We start from the raw sequence: 22476 nt of genomic DNA, 5'->3' as shown, positions 1-22476 counted from the left end.
TTTCGGAACTCAGCGGTACCCGAATTCAGCGGTGCTTGAATTCTGCCGACCGCTTCTCCACGAACGCGGTCATGCCTTCCTTCTGATCCTCCGTCGCGAAGGTCGAGTGGAACACCCGACGCTCGAAGCGGACGCCCTCGGCGAGGGTGGTCTCGAAGGAGCGGTTGACTGCTTCCTTGGCCATCATTGCAATCGGCAGCGACATCTCGGCGATGGTGGTTGCGGTCTTCAATGCGTCGTCGAGCAGATCGGCAGCCGGAACGATCCGAGCCACCAAGCCGGCGCGCTCGGCTTCTTCTGCATCCATGTTGCGGCCGGTGAGGCACAGTTCCATGGCCTTGGCCTTGCCCACCGCGCGCGTAAGCCGCTGCGAGCCACCGATACCCGGAATGACACCGAGCTTGATCTCGGGCTGGCCGAACTTCGCGGTATCCGAAGCGATGATGAAATCGCAGAGCATCGCCAGCTCGCAACCACCACCGAGCGCGTACCCGGAGACGGCGGCGATCAGCGGCTTACGAGCTGCTGCGACGCGGTCCCACGGGGTGAAGAAATCTTCGACGTATGCGTCCATGTACGTCTTGGACTGCATTTCCTTGATGTCGGCGCCGGCGGCGAAGGCGCGCTCGGAGCCGGTGATCAGGATGGCTCCGATGCCGTTGTCCGCTTCGAGGTCGGCGACCGCGGCGACGACCTCGTTCATCAGCTCGGAGTTCAGCGCGTTGAGAGCCTTCGGGCGGTTGAGCGTGATGACGCCGACACGACCCTTACGCTCGAGGATGATGGTGTTGAAGTCGGTCACTGCTGTCCTTCGGTCGAACGGTCACGGATGTCGTTGATGATGGCAGAGAAGTCCTGACCGCCACCGCCCGCGGCATGGAAGCGACTGTAGAGTTCGGCAGCCTTGAGCCCGATCTCTGCATCGACGCCGTTGGTGCGCAGCGCATTTGCAGCCAGACCGAGGTCCTTGTCCATCAGTGCGACGGCAAAGCCTGGCTGGTAGTCGTTGTTGGCCGGGCTGGTGGGCACCGGTCCAGGCACCGGGCAGTTGGTGGTCAGTGCCCAGCACTGTCCCGAAGCGTTGGACGCCACGTCGAAGAGCGCCTGATTGCTCAGGCCGAGCTTCTCGCCCAGCACGAACGCCTCGCTGATCGCGATCATCGAAATGCCGAGGATCATGTTGTTGCAGATCTTCGCAGCCTGGCCGACACCGGCGTCGCCGCAGTGAACGACCTTGCGGCCCATCACGTCCAGCAACGGTGATGCTGCCTGGAAGTCCGCTTCCGAGCCGCCGACCATGAAAGCCAGCGTGCCGGCTGTTGCTCCGACGACTCCACCGGAGACCGGTGCGTCGACACTGCGGTGACCGGCTGCTTCGGCTTTGTCGTGTGCCTCGCGGGCATCGGCGACGTCGATGGTGGAACAGTCGATGAACAGCGTGCCCGGTGTCGCCACCGGCAGCAGTTCCTCGTACAGACCGAGAACGTGCTTACCGCTCGGCAGCATCGTGATCACGACGTCGGCACCGCGAACGGCGTCGACCGCCGAATCCGCTACCGATGCACCGTCTTTGACTGCCTGCTCCAGCGCCGCAGGTGCCAGGTCGAAACCGACGACCTTGTGTCCGGCCTTGACGAGGTTGGCCGCCATCGGGCCACCCATGTGACCGAGTCCGATAAATCCAATGGTGCTCATTAGTGATGCTCCTTCGGCGGTGATCAGTTGCCTTGCGGTTGGGGGGTGAGTCCGAGCTCGTTGTCGCCCAGCGGGGCGAAGTAGGCATCGACGGATTCTGCCGTGACCTCGTCGAGAGTTGCCGGCGACCACTTCGGGTTTCGGTCCTTCTCGACGACCTGAGCGCGAATGCCCTCGACCAGATCGTGTGAGGCGAGCGCAGCCGTCGAGACCCGGAACTCCTCGTTGAGGACCTCCTCCAGGCCTGCCGCTTCTTTGGCGTGTCGCAGGGATCGCAGGGTCACCGACAGCGCGATCGGGGACTTGCCGAGAATCTGCTCCGCCGCCTTCTCCGCCTCGGGGATTCCACTCGAGCGAAGACGCTCGACGATGGTGGAGACGTCGTCGGCCGAGTACGCGGCGTCGATCCAGCTCTGCTGGGCCAACAGCTCCGACACCGGAGCCGGCTCCGCGTACTGCGCCACCACGTCGGCAACCGAGGACGACGCGAGAGCGGCGATGAATGTCTCGATGTTCTCCGACGGGATGAAGTGATCCGCGAAGCCCGCTGCGATGGCATCCCCGGCGCTCAGTCGCGCCGTGGTGAGCGCGATGTGCGTTCCGAGTTCACCGGGAGCACGCGAGAGCAGGTACGTTCCGCCCACGTCAGGGATGAAACCGATTCCGGTCTCGGGCATTCCGATCATCGAACGCTCGGTCACGATGCGAATGTCGCCGTGTGCGGACACTCCGACGCCACCACCCATGACGATCCCGTCCATGATCGCGACGTACGGCTTCGGGTAGTTCGCGATCTCGGAGTTGAGGATGTACTCCTCACGCCAGAAGTCGAGCGAACCGGTTTTGCCGTCCTTGGCGTCGTGGTAGATCGAGACGATGTCGCCGCCCGCGCACAGACCGCGTTCGCCGGCGCCCGTGAGTACGACCGCCTTGACGTCGTCGTCGGACTTCCATTCCTCGAGTGCCTTGGCCATCGCCTTGACCATCGAATGGTTGAGTGCGTTGATCGCCTTGGGCCGGTTGAGGGTGATGAGACCCAGTCCGTCACGCTTTTCGATCAATACCTCGAGCTCGTCGCTCATGCTGCTCCCTGCTTTCCCTGACCTGATGCGACCACGCTGCGCGCGATGACCACCCTCATGATCTCGTTGCTGCCTTCGAGGATCTGATGAACCCGAAGATCGCGAACGATCTTCTCGATCCCGTACTCAGCAAGATAGCCGTAACCGCCGTGAAGCTGGAGAGCCTTGTTGGCAACGTCGAATCCGGTGTCGGTCGCGAAGCGCTTGGCCATCGCACACAGCTCCACGACGTCGGACGCTCCGTCTTCGAGTGCTGCGGCGGCGCGCCACAGTAGTGTCCTGGCCGCTTCGAGTTCTGTGCGCATGTCGGCGAGCTGGAACTGCAGGGCCTGCGACTCGATCAGCGCCGAACCGAAAGCCTTGCGGTCCACCAGATATGCGACGGCTTTCTCCAGCGCAGCTTGAGCTCCACCCACCGAGCAGGCGGCGATGTTCAGTCGGCCGCCGTTGAGACCCTTCATGGCGATGCGGAATCCACTGCCCTCTTCACCGAGCATGTTGGCAGCGGGAACGCGCACGTCTTCGAAGATCACCTGACGAGTCGGCTGTGCGTTCCAGCCCATCTTGACCTCGTTGGCGCCGAACGACAGTCCGGGTGAATCCTTGGGCACGATGAACGCCGAAATGCCCTTGGCACCTGCAGATCCGGTGCGCGCCATCACGACGTACACGTCGGAAGTGCCTGCGCCGGAAATGAACTGCTTGACGCCGTTCAGGATGTAGTCGTCACCGTCGCGAACGGCCTTGGTGCTCAGGCCCGCAGCATCGGAGCCCGCACCGGGTTCGGTGAGGCAGTAGCTGCCCAGTTGATCCATCGAACAGAGTCCGGGCACCCACTTGTGGCGCTGTTCGTCGTTGCCGAACTGGTCGATCATCCACGTGACCATGTTGTGGATGGAGATGTATGCGGCGATCGACGGATCGCCCTTGGCCAGTTCTTCGAAGATCCGGGCAGCGTCGACGCGGCTCAGTTCACTGCCACCCACGTCTTCACGAATGTAGATACCGCCCATCCCCAGGGACGCCGCCTTACGGAGGACGTCCACCGGGAAATGCTTGGTCTGATCCCACTCCACTGCGTTGGGCGCCAGATGCTCGGCCGCGAAGTCGCGGGCAGTGTCACGAATCGCCCGCTCGTCATCGGTCAGAGTAAACATGGAAAGTGTTCCGATCAGTTCATCGTGGGGATGACGAAGTGGTTGGTCTCTTCCTTCTTGCCGGAAGGCCAGCGCTGCGTCACGGTCTTGGTCTTGGTGTAGAAGCGGAAGGAGTCGGGACCGTGCTGGTTCAGGTCACCGAATCCGGAGCGCTTCCAGCCACCGAAGGTGTGGTAGGCGATCGGGACCGGGATCGGCACGTTGACGCCGACCATGCCGACGTTGACGCGAGCGGTGAAGTCACGTGCGGTGTCGCCGTCGCGGGTGAAGATGGAGACACCGTTACCGTACTCGTGTTCGGTCGGAAGACGCAGCGCCTCTTCGTAATCGGCAGCGCGGACCACCTGAAGGACGGGTCCGAAGATCTCTTCCTTGTAGATGCGCATGTCCGAGGTGACGTTGTCGAACAGGGTTGCGCCGGCGAAGAATCCGCCTTCATGGCCTTCGAGAGTGAAGCCGCGGCCGTCGACGACTGCCGTTGCGCCCTCGTCGATGCCGATCTGCACGTAGTTGTTGACGCGGTCGAGGGCATCCTGGCAAACGAGCGGGCCGAAATCGACACCTTCGTCGTCACTGCGACCGATCTTGAGCTTCGCTACGCGCTCCTTCAGCTTCGCGACAAGAGCGTCCGCGGTCTCCTCGCCGACGGGAACGGCAACCGAGATGGCCATGCAACGCTCACCGGCGCTGCCGTAGCCTGCACCGATCAGGGCGTCGGCAACCTCGTCGAGGTCGGCGTCCGGCATGACGATCGCGTGGTTCTTGGCGCCGCCGAAGCACTGTGCGCGCTTGCCATGAGCTGCGGCCGTCTCGTAGATGTACTGAGCGATCGGCGTGGAGCCGACGAAGCCGACAGCCTTGATGCGATCGTCGGTGAGCAGGACGTCGACAACTTCCTTGTCACCGTTGACGACGTTGAACACGCCCGCGGGCAGGCCGGCTTCGAGGAACAGTTCAGCCAGACGCAGCGGGACGGAGGGGTCACGCTCGGAGGGCTTGAGGATGAAGGCGTTACCGGCGGCGAGGGCGGGGCCGGCCTTCCACAGCGGGATCATCGCCGGGAAGTTGAAGGGCGTGATGCCGGCGACGACGCCGAGCGGCTGACGCATGGAGTACACGTCGATGCCGGTGCCGGCACTCTCGGTGAATTCGCCCTTGAGCAGGTGCGGAGCGCCGACGGCGAATTCGATGACCTCGAGGCCACGCTGAATGTCCCCCTTGGCGTCGGCGACGGTCTTGCCGTGCTCGGACGAAAGGAGGCGCGCCAGAGAATCCATCTCGGCCTGAGCGAGCTGGAGGAACTTCATCAGCACACGGGCGCGCTTCTGCGGGTTGAACGCCGCCCACACCAGCTGCGCCTCTTCGGCATTGGCGATGATGGCTTCGGTCTCGGCCTTGCTCGCGAGGGGGACGCGGGCCTGCACCTTGCCGGTGTTGGGATCGAACACGTCCGCAAATCGATCAGATGTCCCGGGAACACGCTTGCCACCGACGAAGTGCGTCAACTCGTGAACCGTCGCATTTTCAACCATTGTGCTAACCCGTTCCTTGCTCGTATGGACCGCCCAGGAGGCAGCAGTGAATATGTCTACCATCCTATAGTTGGATGTCCATGTATGTCTAGAGCCGAACGGCCGTGAGTGGTTAAGGAGTCCCAGGGCTCTCTAAGCACTCACAGCGCGGAGCGCTGACGCCGCATCCTGCGCGACGTCGGCATCGGTGACGTCGTAGCCATCCGATCCCCCGCCAGGGCCGCCGGACACCGCGACGACCTTGCGTGCCGAGAGATGCACCGCATCGACGCCGACGGCAGCGATTGCCGGGATGTCGTCGACGGTGATTCCGCCACCGGCCATGATCTGGATCCGGCCCGCGGCATGTTCGACCATTCGACCGATCTCGTCGAGACCCTCACTGCAGGTATCCGCACCCCCGGACGTCAGCACGCGGGTCACGCCCAACTCGATCAGTTCGTCCAGCGCGGTCAGACGGTCGGCCACCACGTCCATCGCACGATGTACCGTCACCTCGACCCGCGCACGGTCCATGCATCCGATGATGCGACGCAGCACGACGGTGTCGATCGTATTGTCTTCTGTCAGCGCACCGATCACGATGCCGGAAGCTCCTCCGGCCACGGCAGCACGTACGTCGTGCTCCATCACCCACACTTCGTCGGGTGAGAACACGAAACCTCCGGCGCGCGGACGAATCAGCGGGTGAACCGCGATCCCCACTTCCGACGCAGCCTCGATCACTCCGATGCTGGGCGTCAATCCCCCCGTCGGGCCGAGTGCCGCACACAACTCGACTCGAGTCGCTCCTACCGAACGCGCGATCCTCGCCCCCCGCACGTCCTGCACAGCCAGCTCCAGAACCGTCATGTCAGAAGGACTGCCACGACGGCTTGTGTTCGAGCGCATACCGGTAGTAGTCGGCAAGTTTGAGCGAGCTGGCCGCAGCTTCGTCGATGACGACGGTGACATGGCGATGCAATTGCATGACCGAGGCCGGGCAGAACGCAGACAACGGACCTTCGACGGCGGCGGCGATCGCATCGGCCTTGCCTTCGCCGGTCGCGATCATCACCAGATGCCGTGCATCGCTGATGGTTCCGAGCCCCTGGGTGAGTACGTGGTGTGGGACGTCGTCCACACCGTCGAAGAAGCGTGCGTTGTCGATCCGGGTCTGCTCGGTCAGCGTCTTCACGCGGGTTCTCGAGGTCAACGACGATCCGGGCTCGTTGAAGCCGATGTGGCCGTCGGTACCGATGCCGAGCAGCTGCACGTCCACTCCCCCGGCCGCCGCGATGCTCTGGTCGTACCGGGCGATCTCCTGCTCCGGGCACGGCGCTTCACCGTTGGGGCTGGACACCATCGCCGGATCCAGGTTGACGTGATCGACGAACTCCGACCGAATCACCGAGTAGTACGACTGCGGATGACGTTTCGGCAATCCGAGGTACTCGTCGAGCAGGAATGCCCGGGCCAGCGAGAAGTCGAGTTCGGCGTCGCGATGCCGCGCTGCCAATTCACGATAGGTTCCGATCGGCGACGACCCCGTTGCAAGCCCAAGCGTCGTCGCCCCGGCTCTGACATATCCTTCGACGATGTCCGCGACGGTCGAGTCGACCTCCGCGGGTGTCGGCTGAATTACGATTTCCATAATTGTTCCTTTCCGGCGGCTTTTCCGCCGAGTAGTACACGCCCCAGGCGCAATTGACGATCGGTGACCAGGATGTCGGCTCGGCAGCCCACGGCCAGCGTTCCGATCAGGTCGCCAAGCCCCAGCAACCGCGCTGGGCTCCGAGTTGCCGCTGCGACAGCGTCTTCCATCGCAACCCCGCCGTCGAAGACGGTGCTGCGCAGTACGTCGAGCAGCCTCGCGGTTCCTCCTGCGATCGCGCCGGCCGAGCCGTCGATTGTCGCGAGCCGTGCGACTCCCCCGTGAACCGTGACGTCGAGGGCACCGAGTTGGTAGTCGCCGTCGTCCATTCCGGCAGCGGCCATGGAATCACTGACCAAGGCGATCTGGTCCGGGCCGACAGCATCGAAGACCATCGACACGGTCTCGGGTGCAAGATGCACACCGTCAGCGATCAGTTCCACCACCATCTCGCCTCTCGCGGCAGCCGCCAGGCACGCTGCGACGGGCCCCGGTGATCGATGATGCAGCGGCGGCATCCCGTTGAAAAGGTGGGTCGCGCTGATCTGACCGGCCCAATCCCCGTGCACTGCAGCACCGATGCGCGCCGACGTCGTTGCCGCATCCGCATCCGTGTGACCGAAACTCGGCACGATGTTGCGATGACGCATGATCGCGAGCAACTCTTCGAAGTTCTCGGTCTCGGGCGCCAGAGTCATGGACCGTACGGTCCCCCGTGCGGCGTCACACACGGCTTCGAGCAGAACCGGATCGCCGGGAATGATCGCCGCCGGATCCTGGGCACCGCAGCGGACGCCGTTGATGAACGGCCCCTCGAGGTGAATACCCAGAAGTTCTCCGCGTTCGACCAGATCGGCGAGCATCGTTGCTTGTCGCACCAGATCTGCGCGCGGCGCGGAAACAAGGCTGGCCAACATCCCGGTCGTGCCGTGCTCGCAATGGTGCGCCGCCGCGCGACTCGCTCCCTCGGCGTCGGTGTTCGGGAAACCGGCACCCGCTGCGCCGTGACTGTGTACATCGATCAGCCCAGGCATGATCACAGCGTCGGTCCGATCCGGAATAGCCACGACCGGTGCGGACGCCACGTAGTCCGCAGCCGAGCCGACCCAGCTGATCTTCTCGCCGTCCACGACGACAACCCCGTCGTGAATCTTCCCGATCGGAGAGCCGATCACCGTTCCCCGCAACACGATCGGATCGCCTACAGCGGCCGAGCCTGGCGTACTCATACGGACTCGCGAATCCGGGCGACGGCCGCTCTACCCTCGATCGGGTTTCGCGCGCCCCGTGCCGCCGCGGCCATGTCCTTGCACACCGCCAGGTCGAGAGAGGCCAGTTGCGCGCGAACGGCACCCAACGCGGGGACCGACATCGACAGGCTCGTGACGCCCAAACCGACCAGAACAGGCGACAACAGCGGATCCGACGCGGATTCACCGCACACACCGACCGGTTTCCCGGCGTCGGCGCCCGCCTGACCGACCATCGCGATCAGATCGAGGACCGCCGGTTGCCACGGATCGAGTAATTGCGCCAAGCTCCCGGCCATACGATCCACCGCGCAGGTGTACTGGCTCAGATCATTGGTGCCGATACTGACGAAATCGAGATGATCCAGGAGGTCCCTCGCCCGCAAAGCTGCGGCCGGAATCTCGATCATCGCTCCCACCTTGCCGATCCCCCGCGAACGCGCAAGTTCTGCAAAGTCTTTCGCTTCGTCGGCCGTGGCCACCATCGGCGCCATGACCCACAACTCGGCGCCAGACGCGTTTCCTGCGGCAGCAAGAGCGTCGAGCTGACTGATGAGCGTGTCGGGATAGACCGTGCCGACACGGAGCCCGCGGATACCAAGGGCCGGGTTCTCCTCGACCCCGAGATCGAGAAACGGCAACGGCTTGTCCGAACCCGAATCGAGAGTGCGGACCACTACCTTCTCGCCGGCGAAGTGCCCGAGCACCGACGCGTATGTCTGTGCTTGCTCCTCCACCGAGGGTGCGTCGTGGCGCCCGAGGTACGAGAATTCCGTACGGAACAATCCGACGCCCTCACAATCGGCCGCCCCGGCCCGCGCAGCGTCCTCGAGGGTTCCGATGTTGGCCGACAACCTCACCGCGAACCCGTCACGCGTGCGTCCTGGGCCATGTGCCGAAGCCGACTGCTCTGCCACGAACGATGCTTCGAGGACAGCGCGCTCGCGCATTTCTGCCGAGGGATCGATGGTGACCGTCCCGGTGGTGCCGTCGAGGATGAGGAGTTTCCCCTCCGTCAGCTGATCGGTTCCCGAGCAGTTGACCACGGCCGGGATTCCGAGCGACTTCGCCAAGATCGCCGTATGGCTGGTCGGACCTCCTTCCGAAGTCAACAGTCCGACCACGTCACTGTTGCCCAGCGTCGCTGTATCCGCCGGCGCGAGGTCGCGCGCCACCAGGATGTACGGGTAACCGGGGGTGGGGATTCCGGGCATCGGCTCCCCTCGAAGAACGGCTACGGCTCGCTGCCCGAGATCGCGCAGATCGGTTGACCGTTCGGCCATGTACCCGCCGAGCGCCGTGAGCTTTTCGCAGAATGCGTCGAAGGCAACTGCGACGGCGTGGGCGGTCGGCAGCCCGGATTCCAGGTTCGCCTTGGCCGCCTTCACGATGCCCGCATCGCGCGCCATCGCAGCCGACGTCGTCAGAATCTCCGCGGAGACGCCCTCGACTGTCTTTGCACGCGAGAGCAGTTCCTCCGCGACGGCGTCCAGTGCCTCACGGATCCTGATCAGCTCCGCCTCGGGGCTGCCCGTGATCGGGTCCGACGCCGAGGTCGGCTCAGGCGTGGAGAATCGCAACCACGGCGCACAGACCGAACCCGCGCTCACTCCGATACCCGCGATGCGGTTGTCCACACTCGCCGTCATCAGGCTTCGTCCAGTTCGGATGCGAGAAGCTCTGCGAGCGAACCGAGCGCAGCATCGGCGCCGTCACCGTCGGCACGCAAGGTCACCGAATCCCCGAATGCGGCACCGAGAGTCATGACAGACAACATGCTGGAGGCATCGACGGGTTCGCCGTCGCCGAGCGCAATGGTGACGTCTACCGGTAGATCGGCTGCGGCGCGCGCGAAGAGCGCTGCGGGTCGTGCGTGGAGTCCGACGCGGGATCCGATTGTCGTGGTTGCGATCGCCATGTTCAGCGTCCTTCCAGTTCCTTGTCGAGCTTGTTTTCCAGTTCGGCGACGAGCGGGGCGTCGGTGCGGCTGTCACCTTCGGCAGCCAGCGCCAGTTCGGCCTCGAGCAGCGCGGGGTCTGGCTCACCTGCGGCCACCTCGACCTCTTCTTCTCGTCCCGGCGTGCGCAGATTCCACTTCTTGATGACGAAGCTGAAAAGGAAGTAGTAGATCACGGCGTAGCCGAGTCCGATCGGGATCAACATCCAGGCGTTGGTTGCCTTGCCGAAGTTCAACACGTAGTCGAAGAAGCCTGCGGAGAACGTAAATCCGTCGTGAATCCCCAGCGCATTGACCAAGGCCATCGACGTTCCGGTCAGGAGCGAGTGGATGACGTACAGGGGCCACGCGACGAACATGAAGGAGAATTCGAGCGGCTCGGTGATACCGGTGAGGAAGGCGGTCAGGCCGGTGGAGAGCATGATGCCGCCGACGAGCTTCTTCTGAGAAGGCTTGGCGTTGCGCCAGATTGCGAAGGCCGCGGCGGGGAGGGCGAACATCATGATCGGGAAGAAGCCGGTCATGAACGTACCGGCGGAGGGGTCACCGGCGAAGAACCGGTTGAGGTCACCGCGAACGATCTGACCGCTCGCGTCCTGGTAGTCGCCGATCAGGAACCACACGGCGGAGTTCAAGATGTGGTGCAAGCCGGTGGGGATCAGGAGGCGGTTCGCTGCGCCGTAAATGCCGCCGCCCACAACGGTATTGGAAGCAACTGCTTCACCGACCCAGTTGAGGCCGGAGTTGAACAAGGGGTACACGAATGCCATCAGGACACCGACGACAAGACCGGTGATCGCTGTCAGAATGGGAACGAGCCTGCGCCCGTTGAAGAATCCGAGATAATCGGGAAGTTTTGTTCGATAGAATCGCTGCCACAAGATCGCCGACAGCAAGCCCATCACGATACCGGCGAGCACACCGTAGTTGATCAGTGATTGATCCCCGTTCGGGTCGGTCTTCCCTTCGAGGACGATGGGCGACATCGCCTTGAACACTCCGTCGATCACCATGTAGCCGACGACGGCGGCCAAGGCAGTCGAGCCGTCGGCCTTCTTGGCCCAGCCGATCGCGATACCGACCGCGAAGATCAGCGGCAGCCACGTGAAGACTGCTTGTCCTGCCGCAGAGATCACTGCCGCAGCGCTGTGCATCGAACTGAATCGCCCGAGCAGATCGTCCTGGCCGAGGCGGAGCAAGATTCCCGCAGCCGGCAGAACGGCGATCGGAAGCATCAAGCTTCGGCCGAGGCGTTGAACCCCGGCGAACACTTTCGATTCCTTCTTCGGGGTGTCTTCGAGAGTCATCAAGGACCTTCTTCGTTCGCCGGGCCGCGTCGCGATCGGCCGCTGGTTCTGGAAATTCGGGTGTCGTACACGTGCAGGTTTCGTGAAAATGCAGGTCACGGTTCTTGCTCGCAAGTGAGGGCAAAACCGTTTTGTCGAAACTGTTGTGGAGCCGGACTTCCAACGGGTACTGTCCGGTCATAACCAGTTGTAGTTTTACCTGGTGGAGGCGAGTTGTCAACACCCAAATGTGACATACGTAACCGGGATAGCCTTGACCAGCAACTAGTCAGCCCACCTGTACGACCGTTCAACGATCACGATTAACCCGACAATCAGGAGCAGCAAATGTCGAAAGCGGAAGCAATCATCAAGGGCCTCGGCGGCGCAGAGAACATCGTCGAGATCGAGGCTTGCATCACCCGCCTGCGTACCGAGGTCAAGGACGGAGCGAAGGTGAACGAGTCCGCTCTCAAGGCTGCCGGCGCACACGGCGTACTCAAGGCCGGAACGGTTGTCCAGGTCATCGTCGGGCCCGAGGCCGACACCCTTGCCGAGGACATCGAGGACATCCTGTGACGGTCGTCCTCGCCCCGCTGCCCGGCCGGGTCGTCGCACTTGCCGACGTACCGGACCCGGTGTTCGCTCAGCAGATGGTCGGCTCGGGCGTCGCGATCGAACCCGCTCGCGGTCAGGGCCCGCTCACGGTCGTGGCGCCGATCAGCGGGAAGATCCTGAAACTTCACCCTCACGCATTTGTGATCTTCGGCGAGAAGGCCACGGGCGTGCTGGTCCACATCGGCATCGACACGGTCAAACTCGAAGGCGACGGATTCACCCTCATCGCCGCCGAGGGTGACACCGTCAATGCCGGTGATCCCGTCGTCAGCTTCGATCCAGCGCACATCGACACGACCGGTTACTCGGCGATCTGCCCGGTAGTCGTGATGGATTCCAAACCGGACACCGTCGAATCCCCTTCCGTCGGTGGGGACGTCGCCACAGGCGACACTCTGTTCGACTGGTCGGCGTAACACAAAGGGCGGGCACACCGGAAGGTGTGCCCGCCCTTTCGTTTCGAACGATGGCTACTGGTCGCCGCGTGTCTTGGGCCGCGCTTGGCCCTGGACTTCCATCTGCAACTGGTAGCGGTCGGATCGGTACCAACTACGAGTGTGCTCGACCGGTGCGATCTCGCTGAACGACACGCGATCGAAGTACAGAACCGGGGCGCCTTTACGAGTACCGAGGAGAGTCGCGATCTCCGTACTCGCACCGTCTGCACTGACCGTCTGTTCGGCCCGATCGATCGGCTTGTCGTACTTGTCGGCGGTCGCTCGGTAGATCGAACCCGTCAAGTCCATGTCGAGTAGACCCGGCAACAGTTCGGGATTGAACCAGCCGTCGTCCACGCTCACGGGCTCGCCGTCGGCGAGGCGCAAGCGCTTGACGTGGTAACCATCGGAACCCGGTCGCATATTCAGTGCGGCAGCAGTGCTTTCGGGGACCGGCCCCTGCTCGCTGACCAGGACCACTGTCGTGGGGTGATGCCCCTGGGCGCGCATTTCCTCGGTGAAGGATGCAAGGTGCAGCTTGGACTGGACGGCACGGTGCGCAACGAAGGTGCCCTTGCCACGCACGCGAACGAGGTGTCCGTCATTTACCAGTTGTCCGATGGCCTCGCGAACGGTGATCCGACTGACGCCGTAGTCCTGCATCAGGTTTCGCTCACTGGTCATCAAGTCGCCAGGCTGGAGTTCTTGGGTGCACTTGCGCAAGAGAATGGTGCGCAACTGTTCGTGTTTGGGTATTGCGCTGTCGCGCAAATGAACGGGCATCACAGCGACTGTCCCTCCGAGAAATGAATAGTCGTCTATTCGCCAACGATATGAAATCGCAGGCAGGTCCCGACCGGACCGGTCCAATAAACGATACTGGAATTCACGACAGGAAACTAGCACCAGTCCGGAGTTGTCCGATTTCAACCGTCCAACCGTCGGTAGATGGACCGTATTTCATCCAAGGCGACGTTCTGCTGAGCCATGTCCAATCCCAGTGCCGCAACCACCTCGCGCAACCGCCGGATATCCAGATCGTCGATCGCCGCACGAAAAGGCACCTTCGGTAGCGCCGGCAGGGCAGCCGCGATTCCGAACCAATTCTCGACGTCCACCGCAACGGTCGACTCGTCTTCCACTCCCCCGATCAACTGCTCAAGGTCGACCCCGCGAAGTCTCAGCAACCTCAGCGGATCGGTGTCGATCCGCTCGGCGGTCAAGAACGCCACGGCCGCAGCGTGTTTGCACGGCCACCCGTCATCGGGGCAGGTGCAGTCGAAGCGGAAAGCCGACGGGCCGTCCGGTATCAGTTGGGCGGCAAGCATGTCCGGGACAGTGCCGGACACCAGTGCGGCAAGGCTTCCCGGCACTCGGCGGATCTTGGTGATGATGTCGTCGATATCCGATTGATCGAGGGTGTCGATCGACAGCGTGGAAACGAACGGCTGAAGTTGGCTGCCCTGAACCTCGGCCGTCACCACTCCTGGTTCGATGTCGAGCGCCAAGACCTGACCCGAACGCGCATACGTACGCCCACGCGTGACGCGAGGTTTGTCGCCGATCTCTTCGACGACGCGGACAAAAGCCTTGCCCCAGAACGTCCTCCCGAACGCTGGACGAGGCTTGACCGGCGCGGGTGCCCGCCGCCGAGGCCCGGTGTACTCGCTGAAATCGGGACCCTTACCGCGCGGACTCATTCGCCCACCGCGTCGTCGCCGAGTCGCAACAACTCGTCCAATTGCTCGACGCTCATCTCCGTCACCCAGTTCTCACCGGTCCCGACTGCAAGTTCGGCGAGTTCACTTTTACTCGCGATCATCGTGTCGATTCGCTCTTCCAAGGTTCCGACGCACACCATCTTGCGGACCTGCACGTTCTTTCTCTGACCGATGCGGAAGACACGGTCCGTCGCCTGGTTCTCCACCGCGGGGTTCCACCATCTGTCGAGGTGAACCACATGGTTGGCCGCTGTGAGATTCAGGCCCGTGCCGCCGGCCTTGAGCGAGAGCACCATGATGGGCGGGCCGTCTTCACCTTGGAACGCCTCGACCATGGCGTCGCGCCCGGCTTTCGACACTCCGCCGTGGAGGAACGGAACTTCGGTGGTGAACCGGTCTGCCAGGTACGGCACCACCAACTCGCCGAACTCACGAAACTGTGTGAACAACAGAACCTTCTCGTCGTCGCCGGTGACCGACTCGACGATGTCCTCGACCAGTCCGAGCTTTCCCGAACGGTGTTGCCCACGTCGCATCACCGGCGATCCGTCGCGCAGGAAGTGCGCCGGATGATTGCATACCTGTTTGAGTTTGGTCAGCGCAGACAGGACGGCGCCCTTGCGCTTCATACCTTCCGTCCCCTTGATCTGCGCCATCATCTCGTCCACCACCGCGCGGTACAACGCGGCCTGTTCCTCACTGAGATTCGCTCGAACCGTCATCTCCAACTTCTCCGGGAGATCCGCGATCACGGCGGGATCGGTCTTCACGCGCCGCAGCACAAAGGGGGACGTGACGGCGCGCAGTCGCGAGACGGCAAGTTGATCCTTTTCCCGCTCGATCGGTACGACGAACCGTTTGCGGAACATCTGCTCCGAGCCGAGTACACCGCGATTGGCAAAATCGAGGATGGACCGCAACTCGTCCAGTCGGTTCTCCACCGGCGTTCCGGTCAGAGCAACGCGATGATCCGCGGGGATGCTGCGAGCAGCTCTCGCCTGAGATGTCTTGGCGTTCTTGATGTGTTGTGCCTCGTCGAGCACCACGCGCCGCCAGTCGAGTTCCTTGAGGGCCGCGACGTCGCGGGTCATGAGCGCGTAGGTGGTGATCACCAGATCACTCTCACGAACAGCGTGTTCAAGCTCCGTCCCGGTAGCGCGGTCCGAACCGTGATGAACGTAGACGCGCAGGCTCGGCACAAATCGCGCCGCTTCACGCTGCCAGTTTCCCACGACCGACATCGGACACACCAAAAGTGTTGCCGTCTTGGACTTCTCGTGGGCAAGTAACGCCAACAATTGCAGCGTCTTCCCCAGCCCCATGTCGTCGGCCAAAACCGCGCCGAGACCGAGTGCACTCATGTAGGCCAACCAGTCGAGACCGCGTCGTTGATACGGACGCAAGGTCGCGTTGACCGTCGACGGCACCGCGACCTGCCGCGGTGCCACCGACTGGTCGAGTAGTGCGGAGGCCCATCCGGTCGCCTTCACTTCCTCGACCGGTAGGTCTTTGAGGTCGTCGGCGATCAAGTCCTTGATCAGATCGACAATCGCTCGATCCCCGCTCGAATGCCGCTGACTGACAAAACGAGCCGCGCGGGCCAGTACGTCTTTGTCTGCCTGCACCCACTCGCCGCGCAACTGGACCAGATCGGACTTCGCGTCGACGAGTCGGGTCATTTCCTCGGCGGTGAGCACCTTGTCTCCGAGCGCCAATTCCCAATCGTATTCCAGCAATTGATCCATACCGACCGTGCGATTCTCCGCAACGATCGGAGACGACGCCGAGGTCACCCGCACACGCAGCGAAGGAGACACCACGTTCCAGGCGCGGGGAAGCAGCAGCGTGATTCCCCGCTCTCGCAAGACAATCGCGCCGTGTCCGACCAGGTCCATCACGACCGGCGTGGGCAGCAACAGATCGAGACTGTCTTCGTCGCGCGGCACGTCGCGAAAACGTGGGTACGCCTTGATCGCCTCTTCGAGCTTCCGACTGCCGAGCTGGATGCGTTTAGGGTCGGCCCGGTGCAGTCGAACACGCTCGGGCGCTTCGCCTTCGGGACGCAGGCACACCTGCAGACGCCACAGCGCATCGTCGTCCGGATCGGAATTGTCGTCGAGTTCCGGCTCGATCAGCCGCAGAACCAGGTCCGGCTCTCCGGCGGTGAACGTGGATCCCCATTCGGCGAGTCCCTCGGCCGCTCGTACCGACACGTCGTCGAAAGGGTCCCCGGACAATACGGCCTGCCAGAGCGAGGTCTGCACCGCCGGCACCGAGCCACCGAGAACACGGCGGGCGATCGGGTCCGTGAGTTCGTTGGTGATGTCTTCGATCATCGCCCTCGGCGAGCCGACGGCCCGCTGTACCGGTGGCATGGCTACGACCAGTTCACCGATCCACGCGCGCTGACGTTCCCCCACCGACAACTGCCAGCGTGGCCACCAACTTCCTTCGGCCCGCGTCAGCGCCGGCACCACCCGCCCGGCACGAACCCAACGGTCGATCCCTCGCGCCACGTGCACGAGAAAATGCAGGTCGCCTGCGATTCGCTGGTCATCAGCCTTGAACCGCAACAGGAGATCGACCGCGTCCGGCGGTGCCAACGCAACGGCTGCGTACTCACTCTGCAAAGGCCCGCCAGGCACGGGCGGCATGGGGACGTTGACACGATGACGGAACTTGCGGTGCAGGACAGCACTGACCGGATCACGGGGATCGTCGGTCCCGGCACCGTCGTGCCCGTCGACCCACAGTTTGAGCCCCGATCCCGGTGACCAGAGTCCATGCAGCATCCGACCATCCAATCAGGTGCCACCGACACCGCTGTTCGTCACCACCCTTCCGGACCGCCCTTCCGGCATGCCGGGGCAATAGGCTGGCAGGCATGACGACGGCATACGGCTTCACCGAGTACGGCGGCCCCGACACACAGTCCTACTTCGACGTCACCCTCCCACCGCCCGGTGCTGGACAACTGCTGGTGTCGGTCCGAGCTGCGGGCGTCAATCCAGCCGATTGGAAGGTTCGCGCTGGTACGCGGAAAGACACCGTGCCAGTGACGCTGCCTGCGGTTCTGGGCCGCGAAGTGTCCGGTGTTGTCATCGGAGTGGGTCCGCGGGTCACCGAGTTCGAGGTCGGCGACGAAGTGTTCGGCGCTACCGCGACCGGCTTCGGCGGCTACGCCGAGTCGACCATGCTCAACGTCTCGTCGACAGCACACAAGCCGCCTGCCGTGTCGTGGGCGGATGCCGCGGTGTTGACGGTTGCGGCGGGGACGGCCTACGACGCGCTCCACGGCCTCGGACTGAAGCCCGGGGCAACACTCCTGCTCCTCGGCGCCGGTGGCGGCGTCGGCCGCAGCACCATCGCGCTTGCATTGGCACAGGGTGTCAACGTGATCGGTGTCGCGAGCGAATCCAAGAGAACCGCGATCGAGTACGCGGGAGCACGCTGGGTCGAGTCGGGAGACGGATTCGCAGACGAAGTGTCCGCGCTGTCCTCAGGTGGGGTGGACGCGGTTTTCGACCTTGTCGGCGGGGACACTCTCGCTCGCGGTGCTGCGCTCACCCGACCGGGTGCGCCAATCCTGAGCATCGCCGATCCTCTGGCGGCGAGCCGACTCGGCGGCGGTGGTGTCGAACGCCGAAGGACCACAGCAGTATTCACGGAGGTCGCGGCGCTCGTGAGCGACGGGACCCTCGACCCGTCCGTGTCCGGCCGCTACCCGTTCTCCCGCGCCGGGGAAGCGCTCGCTGCAGTCGAAGACGGCCATGCTGCCGGCAAGGTGGTGATCGAGTTCGGCTGATCTCTGTCGGACGCCGATGGTTCAATCACCGTCTACGACGGGCGGGGGGCACAGGTGGTTGCACGGTTGACTGCGATCCTTGCAACGCTCGTGCTCGTATGTCTCGTCGCGTCCTGCGGATGGTTCGGGAACGCGCGTCTCGATTCTGCCCCGGGCAGCCCGACTCGATCGGAACTGGAGGAGCTCCTGTCCCGGACCGCGGTCGTCGACAACCGACCACATCCGGGTGGATACGAGCGCGGCTGCGGTAACGGCGAGGCCCCGTTGACTGAACTAAATGCCGAATGGTGCAGGTCTGAAGGGGTGGGGTCGATGTGGGTCGGTAGCTTGCGGACATGAGCGAAGGGGAAAGTTCGAGAGATCTGTCGGGGCTTGTGGTGGCCCGAGTGGGTCGGTTGATAGCGACAGGTCAGGCGGCGGAGCCTTACGTCTTGCAGGGCAGCGACGGTGAACGAGTGGAGTCCGTCGAGGTGTTCTTCCGGGAGCTGATCGCTTCCGGGAGGTCGGTGGCGACGGTGCGTTCGTACGGTATGGATCTGCTCAGATGGTGGCGGTTCCTTCACGCTGTGGACGTGGCGTGGGATCGTGCCGATCGGGTCGATGCCCGCGATTTCAGTTGTTGGATCCAGTTGACGGCGAAGGCACGACAAGGATCAGTGGTGCCGGCCAGCGCCGAGGCGGCTGCTACTGCTGCGGCATCGCCGAATCCTGTCACCGGCAAACCGGCTCTGGGGGCCGGGTACTCGCCGGCGACAGTGGCGCACAGTGAGACGGTGCTGCGAAGTTTCTACGATTTTCATCGGGACGCGGGGACTGGCCCGCTTCTGAATCCGTTCCCTCTCGATCTCTCTCGCCGGTCGAGACGGGCTCATGCGCACCACAATCCGATGGATCATTGGGCACCTGAGCGTGTGGGGCGCTACCGGCCTCGGGTCTCGCAGCGGATTCCCCGAGCGATTCCCGAGGATCTGTTCGATAAGTTGTTCGCGGCGTTGTCGTCGGATCGGGACCGGGCGTTGGTGGCGTTCTGGATTTCATCGGGGGTGCGAGCGTCGGAGCTGTTGGGAGTCCGCGAGTGCGATGTCGACCCGGGGCAGCAGTTGATTACTGTGGTGCGCAAGGGAACACGTGCGGTGGAGCAGGTACCCGCGTCGGCGGACGCGTTCGTCTGGTTGCGGTTGTATCAGGAGCAGTTGCGGGGCGAGGTGCCACTCGGACGGATGCAACCGTTGTGGTGGACACTGCGAAGGCCTCGCCGCCCGTTGAATTACCATGCGGCGCATCGGATGTTCGAGCGTGCGAATGCTACCCTCGGTTCGGATTGGACTCTGCACGACTTACGTCACAGTGCAGCGAGGCGGATGGCCAACGACCCGCACTTGTCCTTGGTGGAGGTCAAAGAGGTGTTGGGGCACGCCCATTTGTCGACGACCGAAATTTATCTGACACCCGATAAGGACGAGGTGATCGCCAGCGTCCTGGCCCACCACGCTCGTACTGCTGATCAGCGGGAACATCCGCGGGCTCCGTCGCCGCCTCCTGCTCCTGGATACGATCCGGCAGCGTTGAGCGTGCTGTTCGGGAGGCCGTTGTGAGCACTGCCGTCAAGCACATGACCCGCCCGGAACGCTTCGAGGTCACACCGGTGCCGCATTCGAGGATTCGCCAACTGCACAAACAGTTTCCACCACGCGAAGGTGAACTCTGGTGGCCGCACACCGCTGCCTCTGCTGAGGAGGTCGAGGCCCGACTGAACTGCTCGGTGCTTGCTGAGGCTGCGGTCACCACCCGAGCCGGACGGCACCGGGGCGTGATCAAGATACTGACCTGGTTGGCTTCGGTGCCAGGCGATACCTGGCAAGCCCGGTGGCTCGCCAGCGGCGCCGAGAACATCCGCGGGTCTCGTTACGGCGCGACAACCTCCTGGGCCGATCTCCCGGTGGAATGGATTGCCGGACACGGGCGCCCTGTCAGACATGATCGCAACGACCTGGCTGCAGGACTGCTGATGTTGCTGTGCCTGGACGTGATCCGGCCGCAGTTGCCGTGGATGCTCTCCCGGGCGCACCCGTTTCTCGCGCCGATGATGGCAAAGCTGCGAGATCCGGACGGATTCGCGCGGTTGGACGAGCTTGCTGCCACTCAGCCGGATACCTCGCGAGACGATGCACGAATCGCAGCGACCAGAATCGCGACCCTGCTGGTATCCAAAGGCGGGACGGTCGCGGAGATCACTGTCGGCGATTGCGTGGAGCTGATCGAAACGATGGCGCAGGTGCACTCCCGCCGCGGTCAGAAGAAGATCGATTTCTACCTGCGACTACGTGCGATGGGCATCTTTCCCGAGGATGCACCACACAGCATCCGTGCGTTCGGCGCTCCGGTCGGACAGTTGACGATCGAACAACTCGTCGACCGCTACCCGATCGAGAACCAACCGATCCGAGCTCTGCTCATCGACTATCTGCGCGAGCGTCAACCCGCGCTGGACTACACCAGTCTCAACTCTCGTGCCCGAGGACTCGCCGGGCTGTTCTGGAGCCGCGTCGAGACACTCGCCCCCGGTATCGACACCCTGGCGCTGCCGCCTGACGTTGCCCGAGCATGGAAGGACGACCTGAGATCGATCACACGCACCGCCGTCGACGCGGCGGGACGAAAGCACGAAACAACTTCGCCCCGAAAGAATTACAAAGACAATCTGTTGCAAGTGCGTGCGTTCTATCTCGACCTCGCGCACTGGGCCGTCGAAGATCCGGCACGCTGGGCGCAGTGGGTGGCGCCCTGCCCGATCAGCGACGCCGAGGTCAAAAGAGGCAAGGAACTCAAACACCGTAAAGCGCGGATGGATCAGCGCACTCGCGAGCGATTGCCTGTCCTGTCGCAGTTGGTTCGGTCCGCAGCTGACCGCCGCGCGGCCGCAGCGGCTCTACTTGTTGCGGCGCAGAACACCGAACCAGGTGAGGTGATCGCGGGAACCGACGGAGAACTGCGACGATCCTTGATCCGTCGGGGAACTGGCCGCGTCGTATGGGCCGACAATACTGTTACCGGTGTTCGCCGCGATCTCACCTACGAGGACGAGGAAGCATTCTGGGCATTCGCCACTATCGAAGTGTTGCGGCTCAGCGGTATCCGTCATGAAGAGCTCCTCGAGCTCAGTCACCACAGCATCACCGAATATCGACTACCTAGTACCGGTGAACTGGTTCCGCTGCTGCAGATAGCTCCATCGAAGACCGATACCGAGCGGCTGATCTTGGTCAGTCCCGAGCTTGCGGAAGTCCTCAGTGCGGTAGTTCAGCGTTCGCGGCAACCCAACGGATCGATACCGCTCGTGGCTGCCTACGATACGCAGGAGAAGCTGTGGAATCCGCCGATGCCGCTGCTCTTTCAGCGGGGAATCGGAAACGAACGCCGAGCGATCCCACCGAGTTTCGTCCGCAAGCTCCTCATCAATGCGCTCACCGTGGCAGCTCTCACCGATGCCAGTGGCGATCCGTTGATGTTTCAGCCCCACGACTTCCGGCGAATATTCGTCACCGACGCGATCATGAACGGCCTGCCACCCCATATCGCACAGGTTATTTGCGGGCACAAGACAATTGACACGACGATGGGCTACAAGGCCGTCTACCCCTCGGAAACGATCGAAGCGCATCGAGCGTTCATCGCGCGTCGTCGTTCGATGAGACCCAGTGAGGAATACCGGACACCGACCGACGAGGAATGGGATGCGTTCTTGTCTCATTTCGAGAAGCGGAAAGTATCGGTCGGGACCTGCGCACGGTCGTTCGGCACACCCTGCATCCATGAGCATGCTTGCGTCAGATGCTCACTCCTGCGGCCGGATCCAACGCAGCGAGGCAGGCTCGAAGAAATCCGAGACAACCTCGAAGCCCGCATCATCGAAGCCAAACAGGAAGGCTGGCTGGGTGAAGTCGAAGGACTGCAGGTCAGCTACACCGGAGTCAGGGACAAGATCGCACAGGTCGATGCCACGATGAAACGAGGATCGGCAACAACTGACCTCGGAATGCCTGGATTCGGATCGATCTCGGGAAGGACTTCCACATGATTACCAAGCTTGAATTCTTGTTCAGAGAAGCCTGCGTATTCGGCCCCGCGTGGTCCGACGACCAGGACGCACCAGGTGGCCACGACGGGTGCGATACACGCATTATCTGCACGCAGTTTTGACATATCTCAAAACCTTGCTGGTAGGCCCCCATTGTTCGATGTCGACGGTGTGAGTTATGTGAGTGACGATGGTCAGTTCGTGTGACGGTCGACCGGTTCGACC

Annotated in this window: 19 protein-coding genes and 2 pseudogenes; 7 read left to right on the top strand and 14 right to left on the bottom strand. The window is 63.2% G+C overall.

Annotated elements, in window-relative coordinates; translation table 11 throughout:
* Positions 1 to 25 precede the first annotated feature (25 nt).
* From G8767_RS27565 to G8767_RS27515, 11 genes are all read right to left on the bottom strand, one after another.
* The gene (locus tag G8767_RS27565; protein WP_003941374.1) at positions 26 to 802 is read right to left on the bottom strand and encodes an enoyl-CoA hydratase; all 777 of its coding nucleotides are present in this window, start codon (positions 800 to 802) and stop codon (positions 26 to 28) included.
* Complete coding sequence (gene mmsB, locus G8767_RS27560; protein WP_095971578.1) at positions 799 to 1695, bottom strand: 3-hydroxyisobutyrate dehydrogenase; 897 nt, start codon at positions 1693 to 1695, stop codon at positions 799 to 801. The genes G8767_RS27565 and mmsB overlap by 4 nt, the downstream gene beginning before the upstream one ends.
* Before the next feature lie 23 nt (positions 1696 to 1718).
* Positions 1719 to 2777, bottom strand: a complete 1059-nt coding sequence (locus G8767_RS27555) for an enoyl-CoA hydratase/isomerase family protein (protein ID WP_166812965.1) — start codon at positions 2775 to 2777, stop codon at positions 1719 to 1721.
* Positions 2774 to 3934 (bottom strand): isobutyryl-CoA dehydrogenase, encoded by a 1161-nt coding sequence (locus G8767_RS27550; protein ID WP_007726145.1) that lies wholly within the window; start codon positions 3932 to 3934, stop codon positions 2774 to 2776. Before G8767_RS27550 ends, G8767_RS27555 begins: the two co-directional genes overlap by 4 nt.
* Positions 3935 to 3948: 14 nt before the next feature.
* Positions 3949 to 5466 carry a CoA-acylating methylmalonate-semialdehyde dehydrogenase gene (locus G8767_RS27545; protein ID WP_095971576.1) on the bottom strand — a complete coding sequence of 506 codons (1518 nt, stop codon included), beginning with the start codon at positions 5464 to 5466 and terminating at the stop codon, positions 3949 to 3951.
* A gap of 132 nt (positions 5467 to 5598) precedes the next feature.
* Positions 5599 to 6318 carry a copper homeostasis protein CutC gene (locus G8767_RS27540; protein ID WP_166812963.1) on the bottom strand — a complete coding sequence of 240 codons (720 nt, stop codon included), beginning with the start codon at positions 6316 to 6318 and terminating at the stop codon, positions 5599 to 5601.
* Between the two features lies 1 nt (position 6319).
* Positions 6320 to 7099 (bottom strand): glucosamine-6-phosphate deaminase, encoded by a 780-nt coding sequence (gene nagB, locus G8767_RS27535; RefSeq protein WP_007726140.1) that lies wholly within the window; start codon positions 7097 to 7099, stop codon positions 6320 to 6322.
* On the bottom strand, positions 7087 to 8328 hold the full coding sequence (locus G8767_RS27530) for an amidohydrolase family protein (protein ID WP_166812961.1): 1242 nt from the start codon (positions 8326 to 8328) through the stop codon (positions 7087 to 7089). The genes nagB and G8767_RS27530 overlap by 13 nt, the downstream gene beginning before the upstream one ends.
* Complete coding sequence (ptsP, locus tag G8767_RS27525) at positions 8325 to 9998, bottom strand: phosphoenolpyruvate--protein phosphotransferase (protein WP_166812959.1); 1674 nt, start codon at positions 9996 to 9998, stop codon at positions 8325 to 8327. Before ptsP ends, G8767_RS27530 begins: the two co-directional genes overlap by 4 nt.
* Entirely contained in the window at positions 9998 to 10267 is a 270-nt protein-coding gene (locus tag G8767_RS27520; RefSeq protein WP_095971572.1) for an HPr family phosphocarrier protein, read from the bottom strand. The genes ptsP and G8767_RS27520 overlap by 1 nt, the downstream gene beginning before the upstream one ends.
* A 2-nt stretch (positions 10268 to 10269) precedes the next feature.
* A complete protein-coding gene (locus G8767_RS27515) occupies positions 10270 to 11613 on the bottom strand; it encodes a PTS transporter subunit EIIC (protein WP_003941307.1) in 1344 nt (447 codons plus the stop codon).
* Positions 11614 to 11940: 327 nt separating this feature from the next.
* Here G8767_RS27515 and G8767_RS27510 point away from each other — a divergent pair, with 327 nt between their 5' ends.
* Positions 11941 to 12171: a PTS glucose/sucrose transporter subunit IIB gene (locus G8767_RS27510; RefSeq protein ID WP_003941324.1), complete on the top strand. Its 231-nt coding sequence runs from the start codon at positions 11941 to 11943 to the stop codon at positions 12169 to 12171.
* The gene (locus G8767_RS27505; protein ID WP_003941386.1) at positions 12168 to 12626 is read left to right on the top strand and encodes a glucose PTS transporter subunit IIA; all 459 of its coding nucleotides are present in this window, start codon (positions 12168 to 12170) and stop codon (positions 12624 to 12626) included. Before G8767_RS27510 ends, G8767_RS27505 begins: the two co-directional genes overlap by 4 nt.
* A 54-nt stretch (positions 12627 to 12680) precedes the next feature.
* Here the strand turns inward: G8767_RS27505 and G8767_RS27500 are convergent, their stop codons facing one another.
* From G8767_RS27500 to G8767_RS27490, 3 genes are all read right to left on the bottom strand, one after another.
* Entirely contained in the window at positions 12681 to 13430 is a 750-nt protein-coding gene (locus G8767_RS27500; RefSeq protein WP_095971570.1) for a GntR family transcriptional regulator, read from the bottom strand.
* A gap of 143 nt (positions 13431 to 13573) precedes the next feature.
* The gene (locus G8767_RS27495; protein WP_166812955.1) at positions 13574 to 14347 is read right to left on the bottom strand and encodes an SWIM zinc finger family protein; all 774 of its coding nucleotides are present in this window, start codon (positions 14345 to 14347) and stop codon (positions 13574 to 13576) included.
* Complete coding sequence (locus G8767_RS27490) at positions 14344 to 17160, bottom strand: DEAD/DEAH box helicase (protein WP_166812953.1); 2817 nt, start codon at positions 17158 to 17160, stop codon at positions 14344 to 14346. Before G8767_RS27490 ends, G8767_RS27495 begins: the two co-directional genes overlap by 4 nt.
* Before the next feature lie 92 nt (positions 17161 to 17252).
* Here G8767_RS27490 and G8767_RS27485 point away from each other — a divergent pair, with 92 nt between their 5' ends.
* From G8767_RS27485 to G8767_RS35990, 5 genes and pseudogenes are all read left to right on the top strand, one after another.
* Entirely contained in the window at positions 17253 to 18173 is a 921-nt protein-coding gene (locus G8767_RS27485) for an NADP-dependent oxidoreductase (protein ID WP_166812951.1), read from the top strand.
* A gap of 90 nt (positions 18174 to 18263) precedes the next feature.
* Positions 18264 to 18431: pseudogene (locus tag G8767_RS35995) on the top strand (deoxyribonuclease); the annotation flags it as partial.
* 77 nt (positions 18432 to 18508) lie between these two features.
* Positions 18509 to 19768 (top strand): site-specific integrase, encoded by a 1260-nt coding sequence (locus G8767_RS27475; RefSeq protein WP_011133407.1) that lies wholly within the window; start codon positions 18509 to 18511, stop codon positions 19766 to 19768.
* Positions 19765 to 22251: a site-specific integrase gene (locus G8767_RS27470; RefSeq protein ID WP_011133408.1), complete on the top strand. Its 2487-nt coding sequence runs from the start codon at positions 19765 to 19767 to the stop codon at positions 22249 to 22251. Before G8767_RS27475 ends, G8767_RS27470 begins: the two co-directional genes overlap by 4 nt.
* A 26-nt stretch (positions 22252 to 22277) precedes the next feature.
* A pseudogene (locus G8767_RS35990) lies at positions 22278 to 22352 on the top strand (deoxyribonuclease); the annotation flags it as partial.
* Positions 22353 to 22476: the final 124 nt, after the last annotated feature.

It is taken from the genome of Rhodococcus sp. IC4_135, from assembly GCF_011602025.1.
GTDB classification, from domain to species: domain Bacteria; phylum Actinomycetota; class Actinomycetes; order Mycobacteriales; family Mycobacteriaceae; genus Rhodococcus_F; species Rhodococcus_F baikonurensis.
Note: the sequence above shows the minus strand (reverse complement) of the source record. Positions and strands in the feature narration are given on the sequence as shown.